The organism is Corynebacterium hesseae (genome assembly GCF_037850265.1).
Classification (GTDB): domain Bacteria; phylum Actinomycetota; class Actinomycetes; order Mycobacteriales; family Mycobacteriaceae; genus Corynebacterium; species Corynebacterium hesseae.
Genome location: NZ_CP137211.1, coordinates 1,038,956 through 1,062,318, shown reverse-complemented (window position 1 = coordinate 1,062,318; position 23,363 = coordinate 1,038,956). Strand labels below are relative to the sequence as shown.

Here is a 23,363-nt window from a genome sequence, read left to right as displayed (position 1 = left end):
ATTTCGTTTGCGTCGCCACCCACCATACGGACGAAACAAGAATGCGCCACCGCAGCAACCCCTTCTTGTGCCAAAATCGCGCTTAGCCGCAGGTCATATTAGCTATAACGATTGGATTACAGACTAATTGAGCATTTCAAACGCCCGTTAGCCCGCCATCTCGCTCCCCGCCCCCACACCCGAGCCGAGACTCAAAGCCATTAACTTGCGCTCGCAACATAGCACTCAACAACAGCCCTCTACGCAACCCTTTACTACCCCCACAGGCAAATCCAATAAATGTTAGCTACCCCCACCCCAGTTTTCAGATTCGTTAAATGGTCTACTTTCCCAATCATCACACCGCCATATCTGAGTACCCTGAACACCATGAACCAAACTAAACACTTCGAACTCAAAGTCCCCGGCGGCAAGCTACTCGTCGTCGATCTCGATATTGACGCCGACAGCACCGTTACCGCAGCCAAGGTCTCCGGTGATTTCTTCCTCGAACCGGAGGAAGCCTACGAGGCACTAGCCCCAGCGCTGGTCGGCATCACTACCGCCACAAGCACCGAGGACATCCAGTCCCGCCTCGATGCCGCGCTTGCGCGAATCGATTCACCCGTAGCTCTCCACGGCTTTGATACCCATCACCTAGCTGTCACGGTCAAACGTGCGCTGTCAGGCGGTACCGACTTCACGGATCACAACTGGGAAATCTTGCGCCCAGGGGTTCTGCCCACCCCAGTCAACGTTGCCCTTGACGAAGTCCTCCTCAACGAAGTCGCCGAAGGAAAGCGTGGCCCCACTCTGCGCTTCTGGGAATGGGAAGACCGTGCCGTCGTGTTCGGTTCCTACCAGTCCTATGCCAATGAGTTGGACCAGGAGGGCGTCGACAAGCACGGCATCGTTCCGGTGCGCCGAATCTCCGGTGGTGGTGCGATGTTCATGGAGGGCGGCAACTGCGTGACCTATTCCCTGTACGCCCCGGAGTCGCTCGTGGCCGGTTATTCCTATGAGGCCAGCTACGAGTATCTGGACCAATGGGTACTCGCAGCGCTTGGCAAGCTTGGCGTCAACGCCTGGTACGTGCCGATTAATGACATCACCTCGGATGGCGGAAAGATTGGCGGCGCCGCGCAGAAGCGCCGCAAGGGTGCGGTGCTCCACCACACCACGATGAGCTATGACATCGATGCGGACAAGATGATGGAAGTCTTACGCATCGGCAAGGTCAAGGTCTCCTCCAAGGGCTTGGCCAGCGCAAAGAAACGTGTGGACCCGCTGCGCCGCCAGACCGGCGTGCCCCGCGAGGAAATCATCGACACCATGGCACGCGAGTTCGCCACCCGCTACGGCGCCGTCGACGCTGAGCTTTCCGACGACTCCCTAGCCGCCGCCCGGCGCCTCGTCGACACCAAATTCCTCAACGAAGAGTGGACTAAGCGCATCCCATAATTTGCAGGGGAATTTCTGGGCAGCGTACGGTGTTATAAGCTCTAGTGAACCGATCGGTATAAATCTACCGAACCATTTGGTCCATTTCTATACAACACTGTCTAGAAGGAAAATCTCGTGTCCGACACTTCCTCCCGCGCATCCTCGCGCACGCTGCCCTCTTGGGCCACCGGCTTTGGTGCCCAGGTCATCGCCGGCCTGATCATCGGCCTCATCCTCGGCTTCATCGCCTCCGGCATGGAGTCCGAGTGGCTCTCCGATACCCTTTCTGGCGTTGGCGGCGCGTACGTCCAATTGCTCAAGGTGATGGTCCCGCCGCTCATCTTCGCGGCCGTCGTCACCTCGGTTGCCAACCTGCGCAAGGTGGCTAACGCCGCCTCGCTGGCAATCTCCACCCTTGTATGGTTCGCCATCACGGCCTTCTTCTCCGTCTTGGCTGGCATTCTCGTCGCCCTCGTGATGAAGCCTGGCGTAGGCACGACTGTCGACGCCTCCACCGCCGCCGACCCTTCCAACGTTGGCTCCTGGACCGCCTTCCTCCAGCAGCTTGTCCCCTCCAACTTCTTTGGACTCAAGGCCTCGCTAAGCGACGGCGAAGTCTCCCTCAGTTTCGGAGCCCTCCAGCTTCTTGTCATTTCCTTGGCTTTGGGCATCGCCGCGGTCAAGGCCGGCAAGGCGGCCGATCCTTTCCTGCGCTTTACCGAGTCCTTCCTCAAGGTCATCCAGGTGGTCCTATGGTGGATCATCCGCCTCGCCCCGATTGGCACCGCCGCCCTCATCGGTAAAGCCGTGTCCACCTATGGCTGGGATGCGCTTAGCTCCTTGGGCAAGTTCGTCCTCGCGATGTATGTCGGACTCGCCCTCGTCATTGCCGTGGTCTACCCTGCCGTCCTCGCGTTCAACCGAATTCCAGTCATTGGCTTCTACAAGCGCGTGTGGCCAGTCTTCTCCCTCGGCTTCGTCACCCGTTCCTCGATGGGCGTTATGCCGGTGACTCAGCGCTTTACGGAGAGGGCCATGGGCGTGCCTCGCGAATACGCCTCCTTCGCCATCCCGCTAGGCGCCACCACGAAGATGGACGGCTGCGCTTCCGTCTACCCGGCCATCGCCGCCATCTTCATCGCTCAGTTCTACGGAATTGACCTTTCCCCAACCCAGTACCTCCTCATCATCTTCGTTTCCGTCATTGGTTCCGCAGCTACTGCAGGCACGACAGGTGCCACCGTCATGTTGACGCTTACCCTCTCCACGCTAGGTCTCCCGCTGGCAGGCGTCGGCCTCTTGCTTGCCATCGAACCCATCATTGATATGGGACGCACCGCCGTCAACGTCACCGGTCAGGCGCTGTGTGCCACCATCGTCGCCAAGCGCGCCGGCATCCAAGATCAGGCAACTTGGGATGCTGCCGAAGGCGGCGTCAATGACATCATGAACGCTGACGAGAACGACCGGGAAAACGTGAACGCTTAGAAAGTAAGTGACGTGGAGCACACATAGTTTCTGTACGGTGGAAGCTATGTCCACGTCAACCCAAGCACCACCAGACCCCGATTCCACACAACACCGCAGCGCTATCAAGGCGTCCTTCATAGGAACATTCATCGAATGGTTCGACTATGCGGCCTACATTTATATGTCGGCCATTATCTCCCGGGTCTTCTTCCCGGAGATGGAAGGGCGCCGCGCGCTCATCATGACATTCGCGCTCTTTGCGCTCTCCTTCCTCGTCCGCCCACTCGGCGGAATTGTGTGGGGACACTTTGGTGACAAACATGGACGAATTCAAACCCTGACGGTATCGATCACGATGATGTCGCTGGCGACAGCCGTGATCGGCTTCCTCCCCAGCTATGAAACCATCGGATTCGCCGCCACTCTGCTGCTTCTGCTTTCCCGTATGGTCCAAGGTTTCTCCGCGGCGGGCGAATATGCCGGCGCAGCCACGCACCTCGCAGAAATCGCTCCGACGCATAAGCGGGGTATCTACGCCGCAATCGTGCCTTCCGCCACGGCATCCGGCCTGCTGCTGGGTTCTCTCATCGCGGCACTACTCACCGGCGTGCTTGACGACGATGCTCTCATTTCTTGGGGTTGGCGCGTCCCCTTCCTCATCGCACTACCTCTGGGCCTTTATGGCCTGTGGATTCGCCGCAACGCCGACGAGTCTTCCCGCTTTGAGAATCAAGATGACACGGAAGAATCCCCTCTTCGCGAGGTCATCAAATATCCCAAGGCCCTGGCAATTGCCTTCTCGGGCGCGGTTCTCAACGCCATCGGTTTCTATGTCATTCTGACTTACCTGCCGACCTACCTCTCCCAGGAGCTGGGCATGGCGGAAACACCTGCCTTCATAGCGTCGTCGGTCGCTTCCGCTTTCTATGTCGGCTTCGCACTTCTCACCGGCCTGCTATCAGACCGCCTGGGTCGCCGCACGACCATGCTGTGTGCTGCACTTTTCATGGGACTCTTCATTGTTCCTGCCTTCATGCTCCTGGACGGCGCTGGGATCCTCCTGGTCATCATCATCCAGGTGTGCCTCGGCGGCGTACTTGCGCTTAACGACGGCGTCCTCCCCTCCTTCCTCTCCGAACAGTTCCCCACCCATGTTCGCCTTTCCGGCTTTGCTCTCACCTTCAACACGGCAAACGCTGTCTTCGGCGGCACAGCGCCCATGATCGCCACTTGGCTCATTGACAAAACCGACAACCAACTCGCCCCGGCGTATTACCTTGTTGCCGCCGCAATCATCACCGGCGGAGGCGTTCTCTTCGCCTCCAAGCGGAATCGCCTAAAAGAGATCTAGCCCACCGCCTCGCTCTCCCCCTCCTGGTAGTAACTTCCATCAACGACCCACACTTGAGCTTCAGCGGCAGCGTCAATCGCCCGACCGCTGGCGATCCGAATTGTCGTTTCAGACGACGAGCAGGGCCCCTACACACCCGGCCGCAACCTCAACAAAGAGCAAATCACCAGACTCGCTCACTGCCAATGGTGTCAAAAAGCACAAAGCATTGTCATCCTCGGCAAATCATCCGTCGGCAAAACATACCTGGCCCAAGCACTCCTTACCGCTGCGTGCAGAAACGACTATTCTGCCCGTTTCTTCCGCACAGACACCCTGGCCAACCAGCTGATGGTGCTACGCCATGATGACACAGCACGCATGGAGTTTCTTCAAGACTTACACCTGGCAGACGTACTCGTGCTTGATGACTTCTTAACAACGCCGATTGATGCTGCCACAGCACACCAGCTGCTCAACATTCTTGCTGAGCGCGAACACCGGAGATCAACCATTGTCACCTCCCAGTTCACACCCGATGAGTGGTACAAGTCCATCCCGGATGCTGTCATCGCCGAGTCGATCCTGAATCGGCTTGTCGTTGGCGCTGAGATCATCACACTCGAAGGACCAAACATGCGCCTCGAAGCCAATACGCAGTAGCGGCTCATAGTCAACGCCCGGGTGTTACCCGATACTCACCCGGGCGTTACTGAATACTCACCACAGCGTTACTAAATCCGTGGTCCTAACAGCTATCGCGTCCCCATTCGTGGCCATGTCTCAGTCGTTTAGCAAGCAGGCGAATACGCTCTGGTACGAGATTTTCGATGTCGTCAAAGCCAACTCGCTGGTGGACTACTCGGGGCCGACTCCTGCGGATAACGTGATGGAACGGCTACTTCAGGCACGCTCATAGTTATTGGCGTAGTGCGGGTGCAGTGTGGGCGTAGATGACGACCACTGCAATCAAGGCGATACAGACGGCGAAGGGTGCCAGCGGGTTCCACCCGTAAAGGGCGGTCGAAGCCAGCGGGGCAATCGCGTACGCCAACCCATTATTAGCGTTGATGATGCCAGCCACTGCGCCTTGCTCATCTGCACTCATCTTCAAGGTTGGGCCAGTGTTGTACCCGGGCATCGCCAGTCCCATACCTACCCCCAGCACGATACACCCGACAACCAGTAAAGCGTGCGAGGAGGTAGGCCAAATGAGCACAGTTGCAACTAGTGTAATGGCCAGACCAGTACGTAAAAGCTTCGCTGCTCCCCACCCTGTCTTTGGAGCAATCACCGCTTGGGCAATGATCATGGTCACGCCCATGATGGTCAGGTAAATCGCGGAAATACCTGCGGTCGCAGTTGCCGACAGGGCGAAGCGGTCTTGGACAGTGAATCCAAAAATCGTAGCAACAGAAGAAAACACAAGAAACATCACCAGACCAGTTGCTAGCCAGGGAGCTACACGCGGATCAGTGAAGCGAATCCGTTGAGGCTTTGCAAAAAGTTGCCCTCGGCTTTGAGGTGCGAAACTCACCAAGAGAACAACCAGACCAATCACCATCACAACGGGCATGACCACCAAGGGCAAGAGCAGGCCACCAGCAGCGGCTAACACACCTCCAGTAACACCTCCAACAATGGAGGCCATCCCTTGAGCCGCTCCAATCATGCCCAGTGCTTTTACCCGCCCGTTCTCGCTGGCAGCATGCGTGACCAGGTGGGCTTGCGCGGTCGGGGCGATCGCTGAAATCCCTCCACCATAGAGCAAACCACGAGTGATCACAACACCAAAAACTAGTCCGACACCGCCAACTACCTGGTTCATCCCCAGGTAGGAGACAATACCGAAGGCGCTCAAAGCGATGATCGCGATCACAAGCCCAGCAGCGAGTACACGTTTAGCGCCGACACGTTGGGAAGCTCGCCCCCAATAAGCACTCAAGCTCGCTAGTACAATCGCTGCCAAAGAGATAGTGGCGCCAATATGCCATTCCCGCAATCCCATCTGTCGTGACAGTGGCGCGATGATCGGATTGAGAATCATTTGCCCCATAAAGGCGAGAAAAACGATTCCCACTACCAGGTTCGCTTGCGCTCCTGGATCAATAGAGCTCTGTGTCGGCTTATTACTACGAGGGTCGGGCATCACTACACTCCATTACTAGAACACTGTTTCACTTAGGGATATTGTAGAATGGTGTTCTAGTAAGGGTCAAGGAATAAGTTAGGGTCACCTTATGAACACTGTGCTAACGGGGCGAAGGGCTGGGCTATCACGCGAGCTGATTGTCAAACAAGCTGTACAGTTAAGCGCGATCAGTGGCGTTGAGGGATGGTCAGTACGGGACATTGCCCGTGAACTGGGCGTGGTTCCCTCAGTGATTTATCATTATTTTCCAAACAAGGAAGCCATTTGTGATGCTGTTGTAGACCGGGTATGTGTCGGGATTGAAGTTCCCGACCCGGACCTTGAATGGAAAGCCTGGTTTCGAGCTATGGCTCACAATCTACGCCCCGCATTGTTAGCATATCCGGGGATTACCGACAGGTTCGCGCGGGGCAAGTTCACCGAACAGTTTTTGCCGATGATCGATGGAGCCTGGGCCAAACTACAAGAAGCTGGGTTTGGTGACAATTCGCCTGTGGCCTACACAATTATCGCGAACTCGATCATCCACACGATCGGAGCGAGAAACCTGCGCGCATCCAATCAAATCCAGCCTCGCCACAACCTGCACGAAATGCTTGTCAGGCTTGAGCCTATGATGGCTCAATCTGTTGGACTGACCAGTATTGTCAACTCTTACCTGGAGCCTCTCTCACACCCTGATGAAGAAGAAGCGATGTCCGAGGAATACTACGACCTCGTCATCGATGTGATCCTAGACGGCATCGAACACACCCTGCTGCCTTAACTCTGACCCACTTCTCAATCATCGTCTTAGTGAGCGCCCGCACAGCTGTGTACTTCAACACAGCGGATGTAGCCCAGTTGATAAGCCGGGTCAGTTCACGTTCACCCCTCGCGTTATCATGGTCACGGAGACGGTTAAGTAGTTCTTCCTGATACGGATTATTCATGGTGTGCCCTTCATCCAGGTATGGGTAAAGGGGGCCAAGGCACACACCCTGACCCCCTTCGCTGCCTGCTACGGGCTAGCGTCTACTCGGTAGCACCCGCCGTGGTCGGCTCCACCACATCCTGTTCAGCCGTCGCCAGCACCTCCGGGCGGAACACGGAACCGCCGTACACCTGGAGGCCCGTAATCGCACGGGTGAAACGGAACGGCAGCATGGACGATTCCGCCACCTCCGTGATCTGGTAGCCGAACGGGGTAGCCATCGGGTGGCCCGCAATGACCACCTCACGGCCCGCCACCGTCGGCACCGTCGGCGCGGAAATGATGCGGAACCCGAGCAGGCGACCAATCTCACCGTTCAAGAGATTGCTGTTGTTCACTGCCTTGTCCAGGCGCTCGTCGTACAGCAACGCCGATTCCATCTCCGGGCCAACCATCACGAAACGGTCAGTCTTCGGAACCGAAGTGGCGTTGAGTTTCTTACGCAGCACCACCAGCGTCTTGTACGCGTCCTTCTTCTCAATGTCGAGCGGGAGGGTGCCCACCTTGTTGGAGTTCTTCACTCCGTCCTTCATGAGCTTGCCGATGTAGGTATCGACCTGCTCGGACATGCCTTCCTCTGCCTCGCTGACTGCCTCCGGCTTCACGTCTAGAGCAGACTGGACGGAAGATACCAGCGGAATCTTGAAGTTGAAGTAGTCGCCCTGGTCGGTCTTGAACTTACGCTCTCCGAACTCGACATCTTCAACAATCATGTCTTCGGACTCGTCGTACTTACGGATGGTGGGACGGCTAAGGTTGGTGACAACAACCTCGTCACCCTTACCGCGGATTTCGCCCTCAAAGTCGCAGTTCGTCACACCCTCCTGCGCGAATGCCCAGGTCTGACGGAGCGGCTGCATGAGCGCAGACGCGACAATCGGGCCGATTACCGGATCCCAGTTCTTGTGGGACTGTGGAGTTGCCATAGTGCGTTCCTCCTAGTGGAAACTTTTAGCGGCTGATACGGCCTTCCTCCACTGCCTTGTTGATTTCCTCAAACTTGCCCTGTGCGTACAGGCGGTCGAGGTCATCGGCGGTGAGGATTCGGCCATCGTTGTTGTTCGTGGGGCTGGGGTTCCGCTGGTGCGGGGTGCTACCCCACCCGCCTTGAACTGTGGGAATGAGTTGAGCGTGTTGGTGACGAGTTCGCCAGCCTTACTGTCCCACTCGTCGCTGCCCCACTTCGGGAGATCACCTACACCACGGAGATACGGCACAAGCATGTCGGGGTCTGCCCCGTTTTCCTTCGCCAGCTTGCGTAGGGTGTTGTCCTCGCGCATTCGGTCGAGTTCGGCCTGGAGCTTGTCACGCTCGGCTTCTCGTTCCTGCGCAGCGGCCTTGGCCTGCTTGATTTGTTCCTCCGTGTCTTTGTCGGACGGTTCAAAACCGAGTACCTGCGCGAGTTTCTTCAACGTCGCTGCCTGTTCTTCCGCCTGCTTCGCCTTCACTCGGCGGTCGCCGTTCTCGTTCTTCAACTTGCGGTTTTCCGCTTCGTATCGGGCGAGCTGCTTACGTAGCGCGTCAAGGTCTACGGCTTCGTCCGCCTCGTTGGCCTGCGCCTCGCCTAGGTGTTCACCGGCTTGGGTGTAGTTCCGCTCCACTAAGCCAGGAGGCCTAGCTATTTCACAAGACCGAAAGTGCCACCAACGTCACGGTCGAGTACAACTAGTGGGTGTCACTGTGGCTTTCCGAAGTCCACCACACTGACGTTCCCGTCATTGCGGGGGCGGTACAGAGGGCTCCTGACGGATTGCCCGAAGTCCTCTGCACGAATTGACTTCCGGCCTGATGCCGCTGTACCAACCTGTCCTGATAGGCGGGCGCCTCGTTTGCCAGAAGATGGGCAAGGTTCCCCCTCCCCCTTGCTTTTTGGGAGTCCTCGGCCAGCTACGGGATCGTGCCTGGCCGGTCCTCGGTCGAGTTGTTGTCCGGAGTTGGTGTGCAGCAGTCGGGTTCCCCGCTTTGCCCGGGGCCCTCGCCTGTGGGCGGCGTTCCCTGTCTGATGCGCAGTCTCCTGCGCCGGTTGAGGGCGGCCAATGCCGATGCGAGCACCACGGCTGCGGCGAGGGCTGCGATCAGGGTGCTGTTGTCGCTGATCCAGGCGCTGGCGGCGGCTGACCATACGGCGAGGCTGTTGGCCTGTGCGGTTCCGCCGGTGGCGGCGGGATACCAATACCAGCTGAGGTAGGCGCCGGTTATGGTGAGGATGAAGGCGGCGATGCGGTTGCTGTGCTTGGCCAGGCCGGTGATTCTTCGCCCGAGGGCGGCCCCGGCGATGGCCGTGCCTGCCGAAACGAGCATCAGGACAGTGGCCGAGCCTGCGGCGTAGGCGGCGAAGACCGCGAGCAGCCCGGCGTAGCTGGCGACGGCCTGGGCTTGGGCGATCACGGCCAGGAGCACCCCGAGGGTGCAGCCGAGGGATGCTGCGGCGTATCCGATCCCGAAGGCCACCATGCGCCCGGTTTTGTGACCTGCCCCTGCGGCTTCTTGTGTGCGGGGTTTCTTGGCCCAGGCCGGCAGACGGAGCCGTGGTGTGAGTCCGGTGAGCATGGCCAGGCCCAGCAGGAGAAGGATCACCCCGGTGGCCATTCCCAGCCAGGGCGCTGCGCTGATCAGGGTCCTGGCGCCCGCGCTGACGATCAGCCCGAAGGCTGCCAGGGTCCCGGCGAAGCCGAGGCTGAGCGCGAGCCCGGCCCGGAGCCCGTGGGCCAGACGCAGCGCGAGCGGGCGCGTCCGGGCGTCCCCGATGGTCTGGGCTATCCAGGCGGGCAGGAGGGCGAAACCGCAGGGATTGACCGGGGCAATCATTCCAGCGGCGAAGGCCAGGGCAAGCAGGGCTGTCATTGGGCACCGGCCTTGGTGAGTTCTTCTTGGATCTTTTCCGCAGACGGGTCGGTGGCCCGGAAGGTAACGTCGCCCTTCGCGTCGACCACCACCAGGGTGCTTATGGAGGTGACCTTGTACCGGGTGGTCAGTGTGGCCTCGGTGTCGATGACGGCAGGGAGCTCAGGGGCCTTGATGTAATCGCGGAATCCGTTGATGGTCTCCTTCGGTTCTCGGGGGTCCACGTCCACCAGGAGGTAGTCGGCCGAGCTTCCCAGGGCCGTGGAGGCCTTGTTCAGGGAATCGGCCCCTTCCGCACACTCACCGCATCCGGCAGAGAAGAAGAACAGTGCTGCGGGCTTACCGTCCGGGATGGTCCGGGTAGTGCCGTCAATGTCGGAGACCGTAACAGCAACGGCACCGGCCGCGTCGGGCGACGAACCGCCTGGCGCGGCCGACGGGCCGCTCGGTGAGCTGGCGCAGGCGGTTGTCAGTGCCATGACCGCTGCCAGAAACAGGGCGGAGGCGAGGTGCCTGGGCCGGGGAACGGACAGAGAACGGCGGGATCTCGGGTATGTCATGGTGTCTGGTGGTTCCTTCCAGGAATGGGGATGGGGACTCAGGCGGTGCCGTGGTCGGTGCGGTGGTGCTCGGGGACAACAGATAGGTGAGGGCCTGGTCGGTGGCGGTCAGGGCATTCCTTTGCTTCGGTAGTGGGGGCTGGAGCTCAGGCGCAGCAGGAGAGCTCGGAGACGTCGGTGGTGAAGGCCTTGGCGGCGATCCTGATGCCCTCGGCCATCGTCAGGTAGGGGCTCCAGGCGGCGGCGACCTGCGCGGTGGTCATGCCCGCTTCGAGGATGTAGACGCCGGCGGCGGCGATTTCCCCGGCGTCCTTGGCCACCGCGGAGAGGCCCAGGATCCGTCCGGTGTCGCGGTCCGCGACAACCTTGATGAAGCCGCGGGTGTCGCGGTTGACCACGGCTCGCGGCACGTACTCCAGGGGGAGGACCCGGCACTCGCAGCTGATCCCGGCGGCGACAGCTTCCTTTTCCGTCATCCCGACCGCCCCGATGGCGGGACTGGTGAAGGTGACCCGGGGCAGGTGCCGGTAGTCGACCTCGGCCAGGGCATCGGTGAACGCATTGTCCACGGCCAAGGCGCCGTGGGCCGCTGCGACGTAAACGAACTCCCGATGGCCGGTCGCGTCCCCGGCGGCCCAAACCCGCGGGTTGGACGTGGCCAGGCGGGAATCGACCACGATCTCGCCGGATGCGCCGGTCTTCACCCCGACGGCGTCAAGGTCCAGTCCCTCGGTCACCGGGCGGCGGCCCAGTGCCACGAGGATGCGGGAAGCGCGGAACACCTCCTCGCCCCCGGCCACGTTTGCCGTCACCGAGACCCCGTCCGGGCCGGAGGCCACGGAGTCGGCCATGGCCCGCCGGACCACCCGGATCCCCTCGTCGGCGAACACCCCCGCCAACGCCTTGGATGCCTCCGGTTCCTCCTGCGAGGCCAACCGGGAACGGACCAGCATGGTCACCCGGGAGCCCAGCCGGGAGAAAAGCTGTGCCATCTCCAGGGCAACATAGCCTCCGCCCAGGATCAGCATTGATTCGGGCACCTCGTCCAGTTCCATCGCCGTCGTCGAGGTCAGGTACCCGGCCTCGGCCAGTCCGGGAACGGGCGGCACGTAGGGTGCGGAGCCAGTGGCCACGAGGTAGTGCCCGGCCTCGATCGTTCTCACTGCACCATCCGGGGAGATCACCCGGAGCAGCGGTGCGTCCTGGGTTCCGGTGAACGACGCGTCCCCCGAGATCATCGTCCACCCGTAGTCCGCGGCCAGATCGACGTACTTCTCCGTGCGCATGCTTTCAACCAGCGCGGCCTTGCCCTGAATCAGGGCCGGCATGTCCACCGGGCCCGCCGAGGCCGCCACCCCAGGGAAGCGGGCCGAATCCAACGCCACGTGGCGGGCCTCCGCGGCAGCCAGGAGCGCCTTCGACGGGACGCAGCCCGTGTTCACGCATGTCCCGCCCACGGTGCCGCGCTCCACCATCACGACGCGCTTGCCCAGTCCGGTGGCCCGGATCGCGGCCGCAAACGCTCCGCCGCCGGAACCAATAATCGCCAGATCGAACTTTTCGTTTGTCATTCCAGATGTCTCTTCCCTGTGGTTCAAAAGTTCCTATGGAACCATTGTGAACCTTCCAGTACAATGGAAGGTCAAGTGTGGTGGCCATTGGAAGGGGAATCGGCGAACATGAGGATCGGACAGCTTGCGGAAGCAACCGGAACCACGACCAAGACCCTGCGGTTCTACGAGGAGTCGGGGCTGCTCCCTCCGGCCGAGCGATTGGCCTCCGGCTATCGGGACTACGCCGAGGATGCCGTGGGTCGGGTCGGGTTCATCCACCGGGGCCAGGCCGCGGGCCTCACCCTCGCCCAGATCCGCCAGATCCTCGACATCCGCGACGGCGGCCAGGCGCCCTGCGAGCACGTGCGCGACCTGCTTGACGTGCGCCTCGCTGAGATCGAGCAGCAGATCGCGCAGCTCTCCGTGCTGCGCGACACTATCGCGGACCTCAGACAGGACGCCGCACACCCGGACCCTGAAACGTGCAGCACCGATCAAGTGTGTAGGTACTTGTAATCCAATTGGGCACACCTCCTTAGCAACCACGCTATGCGAGAGTTGCAGCTCGACGAGAGCCAGGATGACAGGATTAACCGCCAGGAGCTATCTATAAATAGGGACTATTTCTTACCTGGAAGTAACATTTTGGCGGTTGAGGATAATACCTTTGGTGCATTTTGAGCCAAAGTAAAAATAGTCCCCTACGGGAAGACGGAAATAAGACCAGTTCCCGGTGGACAAGAACAGTCTTCGCGAGCAGGTAGTTGGTGGGCCCTTGTGTTCATAATTCTGTGCACCATCACCACCATGATCGACAGGCGAAAACCAGGTTCTTCGGGTGGGTTGGCCCGCCTTCGGCCCAGTTGTGTCGGTGATCCAACTGGCTGAGAAAAGCAGGCTCGCCGCATCCGCCGACCCGGCAGGTACCGTCGCGTCCTTCGACAAGTTTGCGCATAATCAGGCCGGGTTGGTAGCCGTCGGCTTCGGCGACCTCACCGGTTAAATCTCGCACCTTGTCATGTGGCATGGGCTCAGCCCGCCAGCCGAAGCCTTCAATAAAGGTCGGTGCATCCTCAATATCGCAGGCTTGGTAGGTGTGGAGTACTACGGTGGCTGGTGGCTTTATTTCACCGGAAAGCAGTTTGATGACTGCCTCAGGGACAGTGATGTCTTCCTTGGTTGCGGTCTGGTGGATGAAGGCATCGAGTTTAATGCCGGTGTCTTCTTCAACCTGCAGTTCCAACCACGCTGAGGTGCCGTTAGAGGAAAACCGGTAGGTATCTTTAGGGCGGGTATCCCGATAGGCGATGGAATCATCCAGTGTTTTACATATATCGCGGACTTTGCGCCTGATTTGGCTACGCGTGGGAAAAGCTTGGTTCGGTTTAGAAGGGGTAAAGAAGTCAGCCAGGAGGGTGTCGATGAACTCTAGGGTTTCATCAGTCAAGGCTGTGAGTGCTGACATGGGTTGATCAATAGCAATGAGGGATTCAATGTCGAGCAGGCAGTGGGTGTCTTGTATGGCTTTGACTTTCGGCAGACTTTCTAGCCGGTGGATAGCACGCAGGCCTGATTTAATGTGGCCTTCCGGCAGTGACCAGGCTGCCACTAGGGATAGTGCGGTGGTGTTGATATCGGCGTCAAGGCTGGGCATGGCCCCGACCCAGGTTTTATAGATGGCTCTTCGGGCTTGAGCACGAGCCATCGCATGTGGATTATTAGGGTTGGTGGTGGAAAAGAAAAAGGTAGGCGGGCGTGTAGCAGTAGTGGTCATGGTCTCCCCCGAGATCAACATGAGTTAGAAGAAGTGTTCTAACCATGATTCTAGTACCACACACCCCACATAGTCATAGCCAGCACTACATTCATGTCAAGTCGTCACTATAAACGGGGGTATCAACCCCAGGTTTAGACTACACGTTCGACATCAGACGCTCGGGGTCCGCGCCAAAACTACAGTACTGGCCAGGGTGATGCTCACGAGGGATCTATTCATAACGCACGTCACCGCGCGCAATGTCCTTGCGCCCATGAACAAAGAAATAGACCACTGAGGCAACCAGCATCAAGGCTGCCAACATCCAATACATGGCGGAGTATCCCGTCGCGGAGATGACCTGTCCCAGCAGAATCGGGCCGAAGCCGATGCCTAGGTCCAGCAGCAAGAAGAAGGTCGAGATCCCCGCACCCATTTCATGCATCGGCACCAGACGCACAGCGATAGCCTGCCCCGCCGGCAGGATAGAGCCATATCCGATACCCACCAAGGCCCCCGCAGCAACAATCTGCCAATCAGCACCAGCCGAAGCCAGGACAGCCAAGCCGGCAATAAAGAAGACGAGTGAAGAGTAGATGATGATGTTGTCACCACGGCGGTCCTGCAGCCTACCCAACACAAAGCGCAGAACGAGGCTCACCACCGCATAAGCCAAGAAGAAGTAGCTAGCGCCCTTCTCCAGCCCCGCGTGGGAGGAATAGCCATTCAGGAAGGTGATAATGCCCGTATAAGCAACACCGACCAAAAGAATGAACACGCCAAAAGGTGCCACCGCTGGGTGCACAATATTCCCCAAGGAGAAGGAGACGCTTCGATGCTCCTGCGCCGGCGCCTTGACGACGATCCCCAGTCCCAAGGCCACCACCGTCAGCGTCAACGCCACTAGAAACACGGAGTTATAGCCGGCGTTGTGGACAATCGCTAGGCCTGCCGCAGGACCAAAAGCGGTGGCCAGCGTCGTCCCCAAGGCGAAGTATCCCGTTCCCTCTGCGCGACGATGGTCCGGGATAACCGATTGAGCCACAGCCATCACAGCCGTCGACGCCACCGCATAGCCGAAGCCGTGCAAGATACGGACAGCAAACAGCAGTGGCAGAGACTGAGCTGGGAAATACAGCGCCATCGCCACAGCCACCACGATGAGGGAGATGACCAGCGAACGTTTCCGCCCAACAGCATCCACAATGTAGCCCGAAAAGAGGCGAGCAATCGTCGCCCCCACCACAAAGGCACTGGACGCAAACCCGCCCGCCGTATCCGAAGCCTGAAACTGCTCCACGGCATAGAGCGCCATGATGGTCACGAGCAGATAGAAGACCGTAAACTGGGCGAAATTTACCAACCACGCAAACACGAATGTCGGCGTAATGAGGGACTGGGATTCAGAGGACGTTTGAGACACCTTCTTCGATAGCGTTATGGAATTAAGACTTCCACACGCTACCAAAGATCAGAGATACTTTCGAATCCAAATCACGGGTTGCACGGCGCTTGACGACGCCCCTACCCGAACAGTTTTCGCAGGTAGTATGAACCAAACTTCCACTCCGGATCCATCTTTTCACGCAGCTCGCAGAACTCATCAAATCTTGTATAAAGTTGAGCAAAGTCGTTCCGGGACAGGGAGTTCATCTTCCCCCAGTGCGGGCGTCCACCGGCCGCGCGGAAAATGGGTTCCAGCTTCGGCATGTAGTCCTGCGGATTCAACGCACGCGGAATGTGGAATGCAATGTACATCGACTCACGGCCCGATGCCGTCGAGAGAGCAACGTCATCCGCGGCCGTCGTGCGCAGCTCCATCGGAAATCCGATGCGCCAATCCTGCTCATCAATGAAGCGACGGATTTCGCGAACGGTGGCGGGGCCGTCGGCAAGCGGCACCGCGTACTCCATCTCGTGGAAGCGCACCCGGCGCGGGCTGACAAACACGTCATGGGCGGCGGAACGGTAGCGATTATGAGAAATGACCGAGGTGGCGAACATATTAAGGGTCGGAATCGTTCCCGGAATCAGGCGCCCCAACGCCAAGGCGGCGGCAAAGGCGCCGTTGCCAATGAGCTCGTCGTCGATAAGTGCTTTGAGCCGTGAGCGGCGCTCCCCATTCGGTTCGAGGCGCGTGTTGGCCTTGACCATCGCGCGGTCGGTATGCGGGAACCAATAGGACTCGAAGTGGTCGACGCTGCGGGAGAGCTCCTCCCAGTTGTCCATCAACTCATCGAAGGCAATGCCGGACTCCTCTGCCAGCAGGTCGAAGGCATCCACACACTGCATTTCGACTTCGACGACCACGCCGAGCGCGCCCACGCTGACGACTACGAGGCGCAGGAGCTCCGGGTCCTCGTCGATGGAATAGGTACGGGTGTTGCCGTCGGCGTCGATAAGCGTCAGCCCAGTGACCGTCCCCGCAAATCCCGTGTAATTGATGCCGGTGCCGTGGGTCGAGGTCGAAATCGCACCCGCCAGCGATTGCGGGTCCACATCGCCCTGGTTAGCCAGGGCAAGCCCAAACGGGCGCAGGAGCCTAGGCACATCCCGCAAGCGAGTGCCGGCCAGGAACCGGACGCGTTTGCGCTGCTTATCGACGCTCACCAGCCCACTCACGTGGTCTAGGTTGAGCATCGTCTCCTCCCCTGCCGCGATGGGAGTGAAGGAGTGGCCGGCGCCCACCGCACGCACGCTGCGGGAGCGGCTAATAATTCCGGGGATCTCGTCTATGCGGGAGGGCTGTACAAACTCCTGCGGTTTCGCAGCAACCGAACCTGCCCAATTGCTAAATGTGGTTGTCATCGGAGTGTCCATCCTTGTCCTCTATAGGTGTCCCATACATCAACGCCGTCGTGCCCGACGGCGAGGAGGCGGTCGACGTTTTCCGTCATTTCGCCGGCCTTGGCGTGGCGGAACCACACCAGGTCCTCGACTTCTAAGTCAGCCCCGCGCAGTGGGGTCTGGACCTCACCGGCGCCCTCAGTACTGGAGTAGCTAAGGCCCGCCGGCCACACCGGTACGGGGACGCGCTCCTTCGCGGGAGGGCCGGAGGCGATCCAGCCGCCGGAGTTGACCGTGGCCCAGCCCGGCGCGGGCACACGGGATACTTGGCAGACGAAGAACGCGGCCGCCTTGTGGTTAATGCCAGTGAAATCATCAAAGATCGCTGGCGTATAGAAGCCGGAGCCAGCGGCCAGCTCGGTCAAAGTTCCCTCGGCCGCGGATTCCTGGAGGCTGCCCGTGCCACCGCCGTTGACGAATTCGATGTCCGCCACCTCCCGCGCGGCCGCCACGCAGGCTCGGCGCCGCGGGGCGAGGTCCGCCATGGACTTTGAACGCAACCAACGCTTGACCGCTCCCACTGGACCTGGCAGGCCATCCGCGACGGAGGCCACCTGGCCTTCATAAGCCATGAGCCCCACAAGCCTGTGCCCGCGCCGAACGACTTCACGCGCCAGCGCTGAGACCTGTTCCGGAGTGCGCACGGGCGAGCGCCGCGGGCCGATAACCGCACCCGGCAAGTGGAGCGTGCAATCAATATCGATGGCCACGCGTACAGAACCCTCGAGCAGGCTCAACAGCTCCACGCTATCCACCATGACGGTGATGGATTCGCGCGCCGTGTCATCTGCGGCGAGCTCACGCAGGGCTTGACGGTTAACGCTCGGGTAGGCCACCACGATGTCGCGGAAACCCTCCCCGACCAGATGCAGCGCCTCCGGTACGGAATACGAGAGGATGCCTCGGTAGCCCTCATGCTCGAGGGCACGGCGTAGTGCCGCCACGCTGCGTATTGACTTCGAGGCCACGCGGATGGGCAGACCCCCGGCGCGGGTGGGCATCTGTGCAGCGTTGTAGTCGAATGCATCGAGGTCAATAACGCCGACGGGCGCTGGGCTTTCACCAGACCTGACGAGCGGCTCAACGGCCGAACGCACCTGGGACTGTGGAGTGGTCGCAAGGATTGGCATAGCGTCATCCTAACCACAACTAATTTAGTTTGTGAGACAAATCTCGAAAAACTCATAGCGCCATCCCATATTTTTGGGACAATAGACCGCATGAAAACCTTCACTCAGACACGCCTGCCCCAGCGAGTGCACAATTTCTTGGATACGGACCCCGCCCGCGATGTTCGCGGCACGGGTGAGCAGCACCAGGCTCACGCGCCGTTTAGCGGTGAGGAGCTCTTTAGCTTCCCCGTCGCCACCGCCGGGGACGTCGAGCAGGCAGTCACCTATGCGCGCGCCGGCGTCGGCCAAGGTGACCGCGCCGCCATCCTGCTGCGTCTGCACGACCTCGTCCACGAGAACGAGGAGCTCATCCTCGACCTGATCCAAGCCGAGAACGGCAAGTCCCGCTCCCACGCTTATGACGAGCTGATGGATTTGTATAACTGCGCGCGCTTCTATGCCGTCAACATCTGCAAAGCTTTCGGAAACGACCGCCACCCCGGCGCGCTTCCCGTACTGACCAAGACACGCACGCAGCATTACCCGCTGGGCGTGGTGGGGCTCATCTCCCCGTGGAACTACCCACTGTCCCTGGGTGTGGGCGATGTTCTGGCAGCGCTCTCCGCCGGCAATGCCGTGGTGCACAAGCCGGACTCCCAGACCACGTTGACGGCAATTCTGCTTCGGCGCCTAGCCATTGAGGCGGGCCTTCCGGAGGCCGCCTGGCAGCTGGTTCCCGGCCGGGGTGCCGAGGTGGGTGACGCCCTGGTTCCGCTGGTGGATGGCCTCTCCTTTACCGGTTCCACCCAGGCTGGCAAGTCGATTGCCACCCGGGCCGCGGGGCGCCTCATCCCCACCATGTTGGAGTTGGGCGGCAAGAACCCGATGCTCGTGCTTGACGACGCCCCCCTTAAACCCACCGCCCAAGGTGCGGTACGCACCGCCTTCTCCTCCTCCGGGCAGCTGTGCATGTCCGCCGAGCGCGCCTATGTCCACGAGAGCGTCTTTGAGGAGTTCCTCGCAGAACTCAAGAACGCTCTGGACCAGCAAGTGCTCGGGGCGGCATTCTCCGATGCTGCCACCATCGGCTCACTGACCTCGCAGCGCCAGCTCGATGCCGTGGTCGCCCACGTCGAGGACGCCGTTTCCAAGGGCGCCACCGTGGTTTATGGCGGAAAGGCTCGGCCGGATCTTGGGCCCTTCTTCTATGAGCCCACCGTGCTCACCGGCGTGACCCCAGAGATGGATCTCTATGCCACCGAGACTTTCGGCCCAGTGTTGGCGGTATACCCGGTGAGCTCCGATGCCGAAGCCATCCAGCGCGCCAATGACACCACCTACGGTCTTTCTGCCTCAGTGTGGTCCGGAAACTCCCGCCGCGCGTGGAAGGTTGCCTCCCAGCTAGAGGCCGGCATGGTCAACATCAACGAAGGCTTCGCCGCCGCCTACGGTTCTATCGCCGCGCCAGGTGGAGGCGTCAAGGAATCTGGCCTGAACCACCGCCACGGCATTACCGGCATGCGCCTGTGGGCCAACGAGCGCACCGTGGCCGAGCAGCGCCTGCACCCACTTGCGCCGTCGGAGTACGTCTCACCGGAGCGCTTCCGCCAGCTGGTATCGACGGGCATGCAGCTGATGAAGACCTTCCGGCTCTAATGTAGACAGCCATGAAGGAACTTAACCGCGACGAACTTCTAGCACGCCGGCTCATTGCTCAAGGTCTCGCCCCATCGGCCGCGAGATCACAGCTCGCCTCGGCGCTGGACGTCGCTGAGCATCTCCTCGCTCTGCAGGGTCAGACCTACGATGCCGGCATCACAGCACTTGCCCTTCGCGCCGGCTGCACTGATCAAGAGGTGCTCGGTGAAGTTGGACACTATCGCGTGGTGCGCTGTTGGCCACAGCGCGGCACGCTGCACTTCATGCCGGCCGCCGACGTCCGCTGGATGTCCCGCTTGCTCTATCCGCGCGTGGCCTCCAGCCAGAAATCTCGGCGACCGAGCTTGGGGCTCAGCGAAGACATGGTGGCAGCAGCTTCGGAAGCACTACATGGCGCAGCCACCGAGCCTCTCACTCGCACGGAAGTCTACGAGATTTTCGCTGAGGCTGGAGTGAACCCCACAGAAGGCAGGGGCTCCCACCTACTCCGCGCATTCGGCGGTGCCGGTGACTTGGTACAGGGCCCAAAAGCTGGCAACCAAGAGACCTTCCTCCATGTCGACGCGCTGCCTAGCGTCCAGCGCAAGCCAGAGAAGCCACTCTCAGAGCTAGCCCAGCGCTATGTCGAAGGCCACGGCCCCGTATCCGTAGCCGACCTCCAAACATGGTCCAAGCTCAGCAAATCCCAGGCTGCCAAGGCTCTTGCGAGCACGGAGGCCACGACCGTTAGCCATGACGGGCAGACACTGTGGATGGCGGGCTGGCAGGAGGATGTCACCGCGAGCGAAATCGACGGTGCCTTAAAAATCCGGCTCGAACTCCCCGCCTTCGACGAATACCTGCTGGGCTATGCCCACAAGGAATGGATTGTGCCCGATGAGATCCGAGCAAACGTCCTCACTCGAAATGGCCTCAGTTGGCCGTGGGTCATGGAAGGCGGGCGCGGTGTAGCCAGCTTACGGCATCCGTAGGATGCGGCGATGAACCGTTCCTTCGGGCTCGACATGGATAAACACTTCCGCGCCGGGAAAAAGCTCATCGATGGTGTCTTCGATGCGGTCGGCGATTGTGTGCGAGTGCAGCACCGTCCACTCGCCGGGAACATCCATGGTGAGGTAAACAAGGCGCTGGCGCCCTGCCGCGACCGTGCGGCGTGAGGTAAAGGAAACATCGTGACGGCCCTCCAGCTCATTGAGAAGCGCGTCCAGCTGGGCGTGCTCTTCCTTCGGTAGAGACTCCGACAACAGGGAGCTCAAGGATTCCTTGAGCAGCTTGTACCCAGTCCACAAGATGTTAATGCCCACTGCCAGCGCAATGACGGGATCCAACCACAGCCAGCCAGTCAGTGCGACCGCACCAATGCCGAGGAGGACACCGACGGACGTCCAGACGTCGGTAAGCAAGTGCTTTCCGTCCGCCTGCAAGGTAGCTGAGCGGTGTTGCTTGCCTGCGCGCACAAGCAGGAGGCCCACGCCCAAGTTCAGCAAGGAAGCGATGAGTGACAGTAAGAGGCCGAGCCCAGGTTGCTCCAGCGGCTGCGGAGCCAGAAATCGGCGGATGGCCGTGTAGATGATCATCGCGGCGGCCACGAAAATCATCGCGCCCTCTACCAACGCGGAAACATACTCGGCCTTGCCGTGGCCGAACTGGTGGTTTGCGTCTGCCGGCTTCGCCGCAATTTTGATAGCCACAAAACCCACGACGGCGGCTACGAGGTTCACGCCGGATTCGAGGGCGTCGGAAAGAAAGCCCACCGACCCCGTCACCGCAGCAGCGATGACCTTGAGCGCGATCGTGGCAACTGCGGTGGCGATGGAGAGCTTCATGAAGCGTTCGAGCAGCAGTTGCTCGGTTGGAAGAGACATGTGTGTCCTTCTATATGTCCTTCGCTGAGGAAAATTTCTATTTACCGTGAGTCAGGCTACCAAAGGCGAGTGTGCACGTACTGTTCACGCATTGTTTACCGCGTGTGGTCGTAAAGTACATAAACCGTCGTTAGTTTGTACTTCATGTCCAAAGACATATCTCCCCCAGTTCTCCTCTTCGATTTCGACGGCACCGTTAGCCTGGGCCACGGGCCCGTGCTGGCCTATGCCCGCCACATCGGGGAGGCAACCGGAAACCACTCCATCCCCCACACCGCCGAGCACATGCTCTCAACGAACGACGCCTCCCTAGTGCACTATCGCGACGGCTACGACCTCGTCCGCAGCCTCGCCGCGGATTGCGATGTCCCGGAGGACTCCTGTCAACAGGCCTACATGGCCTCCCGACTAAACCTTGCGGACACCGGAATCAAAGCGCCCGAAGGCCTCGCCGAGTTTCTAGGCTCGTATCCCGGCCGCGCGGTTCTCGCCACCAACTCCCCCGAAACTGGCCTCGCAGAGGCGCTAAAGGTTTTGGGGCTGAGCAACTCCTTCGACGCCATCTACACGAGGGTGGGCAAGCCCGACGGCTTGACTCGAATCCTCGAATCTGATTCCCCCGATAGCCCCATCATCGCTTTCGGCGATATCTGGGATTTCGATCTCGCTCCCGTGGCTGCCCGTGGCGGGCGCACCGTTTTATTGGAAACACCGTTCGCCACCCCCGCAGACGCCAACCCCACGTGGCGCGCTCAGCGCGTCACCGACATCTTTTCTGAACTATCTTCCGCCTTCTAGCACTCCCCCCCTCGACACAGAAAGACATTCTCATGCGCCGTTTCACCGCCCTCGCTGCCTCCGCCCTTGCACTGTCGCTCTCCCTGACCGCTTGCTCCTCTGATTCCTCCTCAACCGATGACTCGAACTCCCCCGACAAGCTCACCCTCGCGCTCATCCCGAACGAGAAGGTCAACGATCTCGTCACCACCGCAAAGCCGCTGACTGACTACCTTTCCGAGGAGCTCGGCATCGAGGTCGAGGGGGTCGTGACCAAGGACTACCAGGCCGCCGTCGAGGCCATCGGCTCCGGCCAGGCAGATATCGCCATCGCCTCCGCCGCGCAGCTGGCCTCCGCCGAAGACATGTACGGCGCTCACGCCGTGCTGCAGGACGAGCGCTTCGGCGCGGATTCCTACGCCGGCCAGTTCGTCACCAACAACCCCGACAAGTACTGCGAGGACGAGCCGGTGGCCTCCACCTATGCTGCCAGCGGTGCCGACTACCTGTACTGCAACGGCACCGCCACCCCGGAGGAGAACAAGGGCCAGGGTCCGAAGGGCCTCGAGGCGCTCAAGAAGATCGATGGGGAGACCACCGTCGCCATGCTGGGTGCTACCTCCCCCGCCGGATACCAGCTGCCGGTCATGGCCATGGAATCCCAGGGCATCGACGTCGACAGCCTCAAGAAGGTGCCAGTGACCTCCAACGATGCCTCCATCATGGCGGTCTACAACGGCGATGCCGAGGTGGGCTTCAGCTTCTGGGATGCGCGCTCCACCATCGACGCATCGGAGGCGCCAGATCTGGCTGAGAAGCTCGTGGTCTTCGGCTACACCGACATGTACCCCAACGGTGGCGTCGTGATTTCTGATGAGGTGCCGGAGGATCTGCGCGGCCAGATCACCGACCTCATGGACGGCTTCTCCGAGGTTGACCCGGATACCATGTCCGCCATCTTCGACATCACCGACTGGGTTCCCGCCAAGCAGGAATCCATCGATATGGCGCGCAAGGTCAACGAGCGCTTCGCCCAGTAGCCT

Annotated in this window: 22 protein-coding genes; 11 read left to right on the top strand and 11 right to left on the bottom strand. The window is 60.3% G+C overall.

Going from position 1 to position 23,363, the window contains the following annotated elements:
• The first annotated feature begins 369 nt into the window (after window positions 1-369).
• The 5 genes from R3O64_RS05015 to R3O64_RS04995 all read left to right on the top strand — a co-directional run bounded on the left by R3O64_RS05015 (window position 370) and on the right by R3O64_RS04995 (window position 5,141).
• On the top strand, window positions 370-1,440 hold the full coding sequence (locus R3O64_RS05015) for a biotin/lipoate A/B protein ligase family protein (RefSeq protein WP_339017418.1): 1,071 nt from the start codon (window positions 370-372) through the stop codon (window positions 1,438-1,440).
• Between the two features lie 117 nt (window positions 1,441-1,557).
• Window positions 1,558-2,910, top strand: a complete 1,353-nt coding sequence (locus R3O64_RS05010; protein WP_339017417.1) for a dicarboxylate/amino acid:cation symporter — start codon at window positions 1,558-1,560, stop codon at window positions 2,908-2,910.
• Window positions 2,911-2,956: 46 nt separating this feature from the next.
• Window positions 2,957-4,243, top strand: a complete 1,287-nt coding sequence (locus R3O64_RS05005; RefSeq protein WP_070546201.1) for an MFS transporter — start codon at window positions 2,957-2,959, stop codon at window positions 4,241-4,243.
• Between the two features lie 75 nt (window positions 4,244-4,318).
• Window positions 4,319-4,885: an ATP-binding protein gene (locus R3O64_RS05000; RefSeq protein ID WP_339017540.1), complete on the top strand. Its 567-nt coding sequence runs from the start codon at window positions 4,319-4,321 to the stop codon at window positions 4,883-4,885.
• A gap of 115 nt (window positions 4,886-5,000) precedes the next feature.
• Window positions 5,001-5,141 carry a hypothetical protein gene (locus R3O64_RS04995; RefSeq protein ID WP_232745367.1) on the top strand — a complete coding sequence of 47 codons (141 nt, stop codon included), beginning with the start codon at window positions 5,001-5,003 and terminating at the stop codon, window positions 5,139-5,141.
• Here R3O64_RS04995 and R3O64_RS04990 read toward each other — a convergent pair whose 3' ends face one another.
• Window positions 5,142-6,371 (bottom strand): MFS transporter, encoded by a 1,230-nt coding sequence (locus R3O64_RS04990; RefSeq protein WP_070495012.1) that lies wholly within the window; start codon window positions 6,369-6,371, stop codon window positions 5,142-5,144. It abuts the gene before it with no gap.
• 91 nt (window positions 6,372-6,462) lie between these two features.
• On the opposite strand from R3O64_RS04990, the gene R3O64_RS04985 reads away from it, so the two are divergent.
• Window positions 6,463-7,140: a TetR/AcrR family transcriptional regulator gene (locus R3O64_RS04985; RefSeq protein ID WP_070462451.1), complete on the top strand. Its 678-nt coding sequence runs from the start codon at window positions 6,463-6,465 to the stop codon at window positions 7,138-7,140.
• A gap of 248 nt (window positions 7,141-7,388) precedes the next feature.
• On the opposite strand, the gene R3O64_RS04980 is transcribed toward R3O64_RS04985, so the two are convergent.
• The 5 genes from R3O64_RS04980 to merA all read right to left on the bottom strand — a co-directional run bounded on the left by R3O64_RS04980 (window position 7,389) and on the right by merA (window position 12,322).
• Window positions 7,389-8,273, bottom strand: a complete 885-nt coding sequence (locus R3O64_RS04980) for a hypothetical protein (protein ID WP_070529834.1) — start codon at window positions 8,271-8,273, stop codon at window positions 7,389-7,391.
• Between the two features lie 12 nt (window positions 8,274-8,285).
• A complete protein-coding gene (locus tag R3O64_RS04975; protein WP_339017416.1) occupies window positions 8,286-8,948 on the bottom strand; it encodes a hypothetical protein in 663 nt (220 codons plus the stop codon).
• A 286-nt stretch (window positions 8,949-9,234) separates the two neighbouring features.
• Window positions 9,235-10,191: a cytochrome c biogenesis CcdA family protein gene (locus R3O64_RS04970; protein ID WP_070447000.1), complete on the bottom strand. Its 957-nt coding sequence runs from the start codon at window positions 10,189-10,191 to the stop codon at window positions 9,235-9,237.
• Window positions 10,188-10,751, bottom strand: coding sequence for a TlpA family protein disulfide reductase (locus R3O64_RS04965; protein ID WP_070672565.1), 564 nt, complete (start codon window positions 10,749-10,751; stop codon window positions 10,188-10,190). The genes R3O64_RS04970 and R3O64_RS04965 overlap by 4 nt, the downstream gene beginning before the upstream one ends.
• Before the next feature lie 146 nt (window positions 10,752-10,897).
• Window positions 10,898-12,322, bottom strand: a complete 1,425-nt coding sequence (gene merA, locus R3O64_RS04960; RefSeq protein WP_046648249.1) for a mercury(II) reductase — start codon at window positions 12,320-12,322, stop codon at window positions 10,898-10,900.
• 108 nt (window positions 12,323-12,430) lie between these two features.
• On the opposite strand from merA, the gene R3O64_RS04955 reads away from it, so the two are divergent.
• On the top strand, window positions 12,431-12,820 hold the full coding sequence (locus R3O64_RS04955; protein WP_004601215.1) for a heavy metal-responsive transcriptional regulator: 390 nt from the start codon (window positions 12,431-12,433) through the stop codon (window positions 12,818-12,820).
• Between the two features lie 283 nt (window positions 12,821-13,103).
• Here the strand turns inward: R3O64_RS04955 and R3O64_RS04950 are convergent, their stop codons facing one another.
• The 4 genes from R3O64_RS04950 to R3O64_RS04935 form a co-directional block, all read right to left on the bottom strand.
• Window positions 13,104-13,958 (bottom strand): HNH endonuclease signature motif containing protein, encoded by an 855-nt coding sequence (locus R3O64_RS04950; RefSeq protein WP_260850384.1) that lies wholly within the window; start codon window positions 13,956-13,958, stop codon window positions 13,104-13,106.
• 334 nt (window positions 13,959-14,292) lie between these two features.
• Window positions 14,293-15,483: an MFS transporter gene (locus R3O64_RS04945; RefSeq protein WP_339017415.1), complete on the bottom strand. Its 1,191-nt coding sequence runs from the start codon at window positions 15,481-15,483 to the stop codon at window positions 14,293-14,295.
• A 101-nt stretch (window positions 15,484-15,584) separates the two neighbouring features.
• A complete protein-coding gene (locus tag R3O64_RS04940) occupies window positions 15,585-16,868 on the bottom strand; it encodes a D-arabinono-1,4-lactone oxidase (RefSeq protein WP_339017414.1) in 1,284 nt (427 codons plus the stop codon).
• Window positions 16,865-18,037 (bottom strand): alanine racemase, encoded by a 1,173-nt coding sequence (locus R3O64_RS04935; protein WP_339017413.1) that lies wholly within the window; start codon window positions 18,035-18,037, stop codon window positions 16,865-16,867. Before R3O64_RS04935 ends, R3O64_RS04940 begins: the two co-directional genes overlap by 4 nt.
• A gap of 90 nt (window positions 18,038-18,127) precedes the next feature.
• Between R3O64_RS04935 and R3O64_RS04930 the strand changes: the two genes are divergently transcribed.
• Together R3O64_RS04930 and R3O64_RS04925 are read left to right on the top strand one after the other, a co-directional pair.
• Window positions 18,128-19,675, top strand: coding sequence for a succinic semialdehyde dehydrogenase (locus R3O64_RS04930; RefSeq protein WP_339017412.1), 1,548 nt, complete (start codon window positions 18,128-18,130; stop codon window positions 19,673-19,675).
• Between the two features lie 11 nt (window positions 19,676-19,686).
• Window positions 19,687-20,649, top strand: coding sequence for a winged helix DNA-binding domain-containing protein (locus R3O64_RS04925; protein ID WP_144014518.1), 963 nt, complete (start codon window positions 19,687-19,689; stop codon window positions 20,647-20,649).
• Here the strand turns inward: R3O64_RS04925 and R3O64_RS04920 are convergent.
• Window positions 20,635-21,543, bottom strand: coding sequence for a cation diffusion facilitator family transporter (locus tag R3O64_RS04920; protein ID WP_339017411.1), 909 nt, complete (start codon window positions 21,541-21,543; stop codon window positions 20,635-20,637). The two genes, R3O64_RS04925 and R3O64_RS04920, sit on opposite strands and share 15 nt — an antisense overlap.
• Window positions 21,544-21,687: 144 nt before the next feature.
• On the opposite strand from R3O64_RS04920, the gene R3O64_RS04915 reads away from it, so the two are divergent.
• Window positions 21,688-22,341: an HAD family hydrolase gene (locus R3O64_RS04915; RefSeq protein ID WP_284848035.1), complete on the top strand. Its 654-nt coding sequence runs from the start codon at window positions 21,688-21,690 to the stop codon at window positions 22,339-22,341.
• Between the two features lie 32 nt (window positions 22,342-22,373).
• A complete protein-coding gene (locus tag R3O64_RS04910) occupies window positions 22,374-23,360 on the top strand; it encodes a phosphate/phosphite/phosphonate ABC transporter substrate-binding protein (protein WP_154736703.1) in 987 nt (328 codons plus the stop codon).
• The last annotated feature ends 3 nt before the right edge of the window (window positions 23,361-23,363 follow it).

Coding starts and splice junctions, on each gene's coding strand:
- R3O64_RS04995 (WP_232745367.1), top strand. CDS start 5,001: ATGTCTCAGTCGTTTAGCAAGCAGGCGAATACGCTCTGGTACGAGATT.
- R3O64_RS04915 (WP_284848035.1), top strand. CDS start 21,688: ATGTCCAAAGACATATCTCCCCCAGTTCTCCTCTTCGATTTCGACGGC.
- merA (WP_046648249.1), bottom strand. CDS start 12,322: ATGACAAACGAAAAGTTCGATCTGGCGATTATTGGTTCCGGCGGCGGA.
- R3O64_RS04925 (WP_144014518.1), top strand. CDS start 19,687: ATGAAGGAACTTAACCGCGACGAACTTCTAGCACGCCGGCTCATTGCT.
- R3O64_RS04950 (WP_260850384.1), bottom strand. CDS start 13,958: ATGCCCAGCCTTGACGCCGATATCAACACCACCGCACTATCCCTAGTG.
- R3O64_RS05015 (WP_339017418.1), top strand. CDS start 370: ATGAACCAAACTAAACACTTCGAACTCAAAGTCCCCGGCGGCAAGCTA.
- R3O64_RS04965 (WP_070672565.1), bottom strand. CDS start 10,751: ATGACATACCCGAGATCCCGCCGTTCTCTGTCCGTTCCCCGGCCCAGG.
- R3O64_RS04930 (WP_339017412.1), top strand. CDS start 18,128: ATGAAAACCTTCACTCAGACACGCCTGCCCCAGCGAGTGCACAATTTC.
- R3O64_RS04970 (WP_070447000.1), bottom strand. CDS start 10,191: ATGACAGCCCTGCTTGCCCTGGCCTTCGCCGCTGGAATGATTGCCCCG.
- R3O64_RS04920 (WP_339017411.1), bottom strand. CDS start 21,543: ATGTCTCTTCCAACCGAGCAACTGCTGCTCGAACGCTTCATGAAGCTC.
- R3O64_RS05005 (WP_070546201.1), top strand. CDS start 2,957: ATGTCCACGTCAACCCAAGCACCACCAGACCCCGATTCCACACAACAC.
- R3O64_RS04990 (WP_070495012.1), bottom strand. CDS start 6,371: ATGCCCGACCCTCGTAGTAATAAGCCGACACAGAGCTCTATTGATCCA.
- R3O64_RS04985 (WP_070462451.1), top strand. CDS start 6,463: ATGAACACTGTGCTAACGGGGCGAAGGGCTGGGCTATCACGCGAGCTG.
- R3O64_RS04980 (WP_070529834.1), bottom strand. CDS start 8,273: ATGGCAACTCCACAGTCCCACAAGAACTGGGATCCGGTAATCGGCCCG.
- R3O64_RS04940 (WP_339017414.1), bottom strand. CDS start 16,868: ATGACAACCACATTTAGCAATTGGGCAGGTTCGGTTGCTGCGAAACCG.
- R3O64_RS04910 (WP_154736703.1), top strand. CDS start 22,374: ATGCGCCGTTTCACCGCCCTCGCTGCCTCCGCCCTTGCACTGTCGCTC.
- R3O64_RS04935 (WP_339017413.1), bottom strand. CDS start 18,037: ATGCCAATCCTTGCGACCACTCCACAGTCCCAGGTGCGTTCGGCCGTT.
- R3O64_RS04955 (WP_004601215.1), top strand. CDS start 12,431: ATGAGGATCGGACAGCTTGCGGAAGCAACCGGAACCACGACCAAGACC.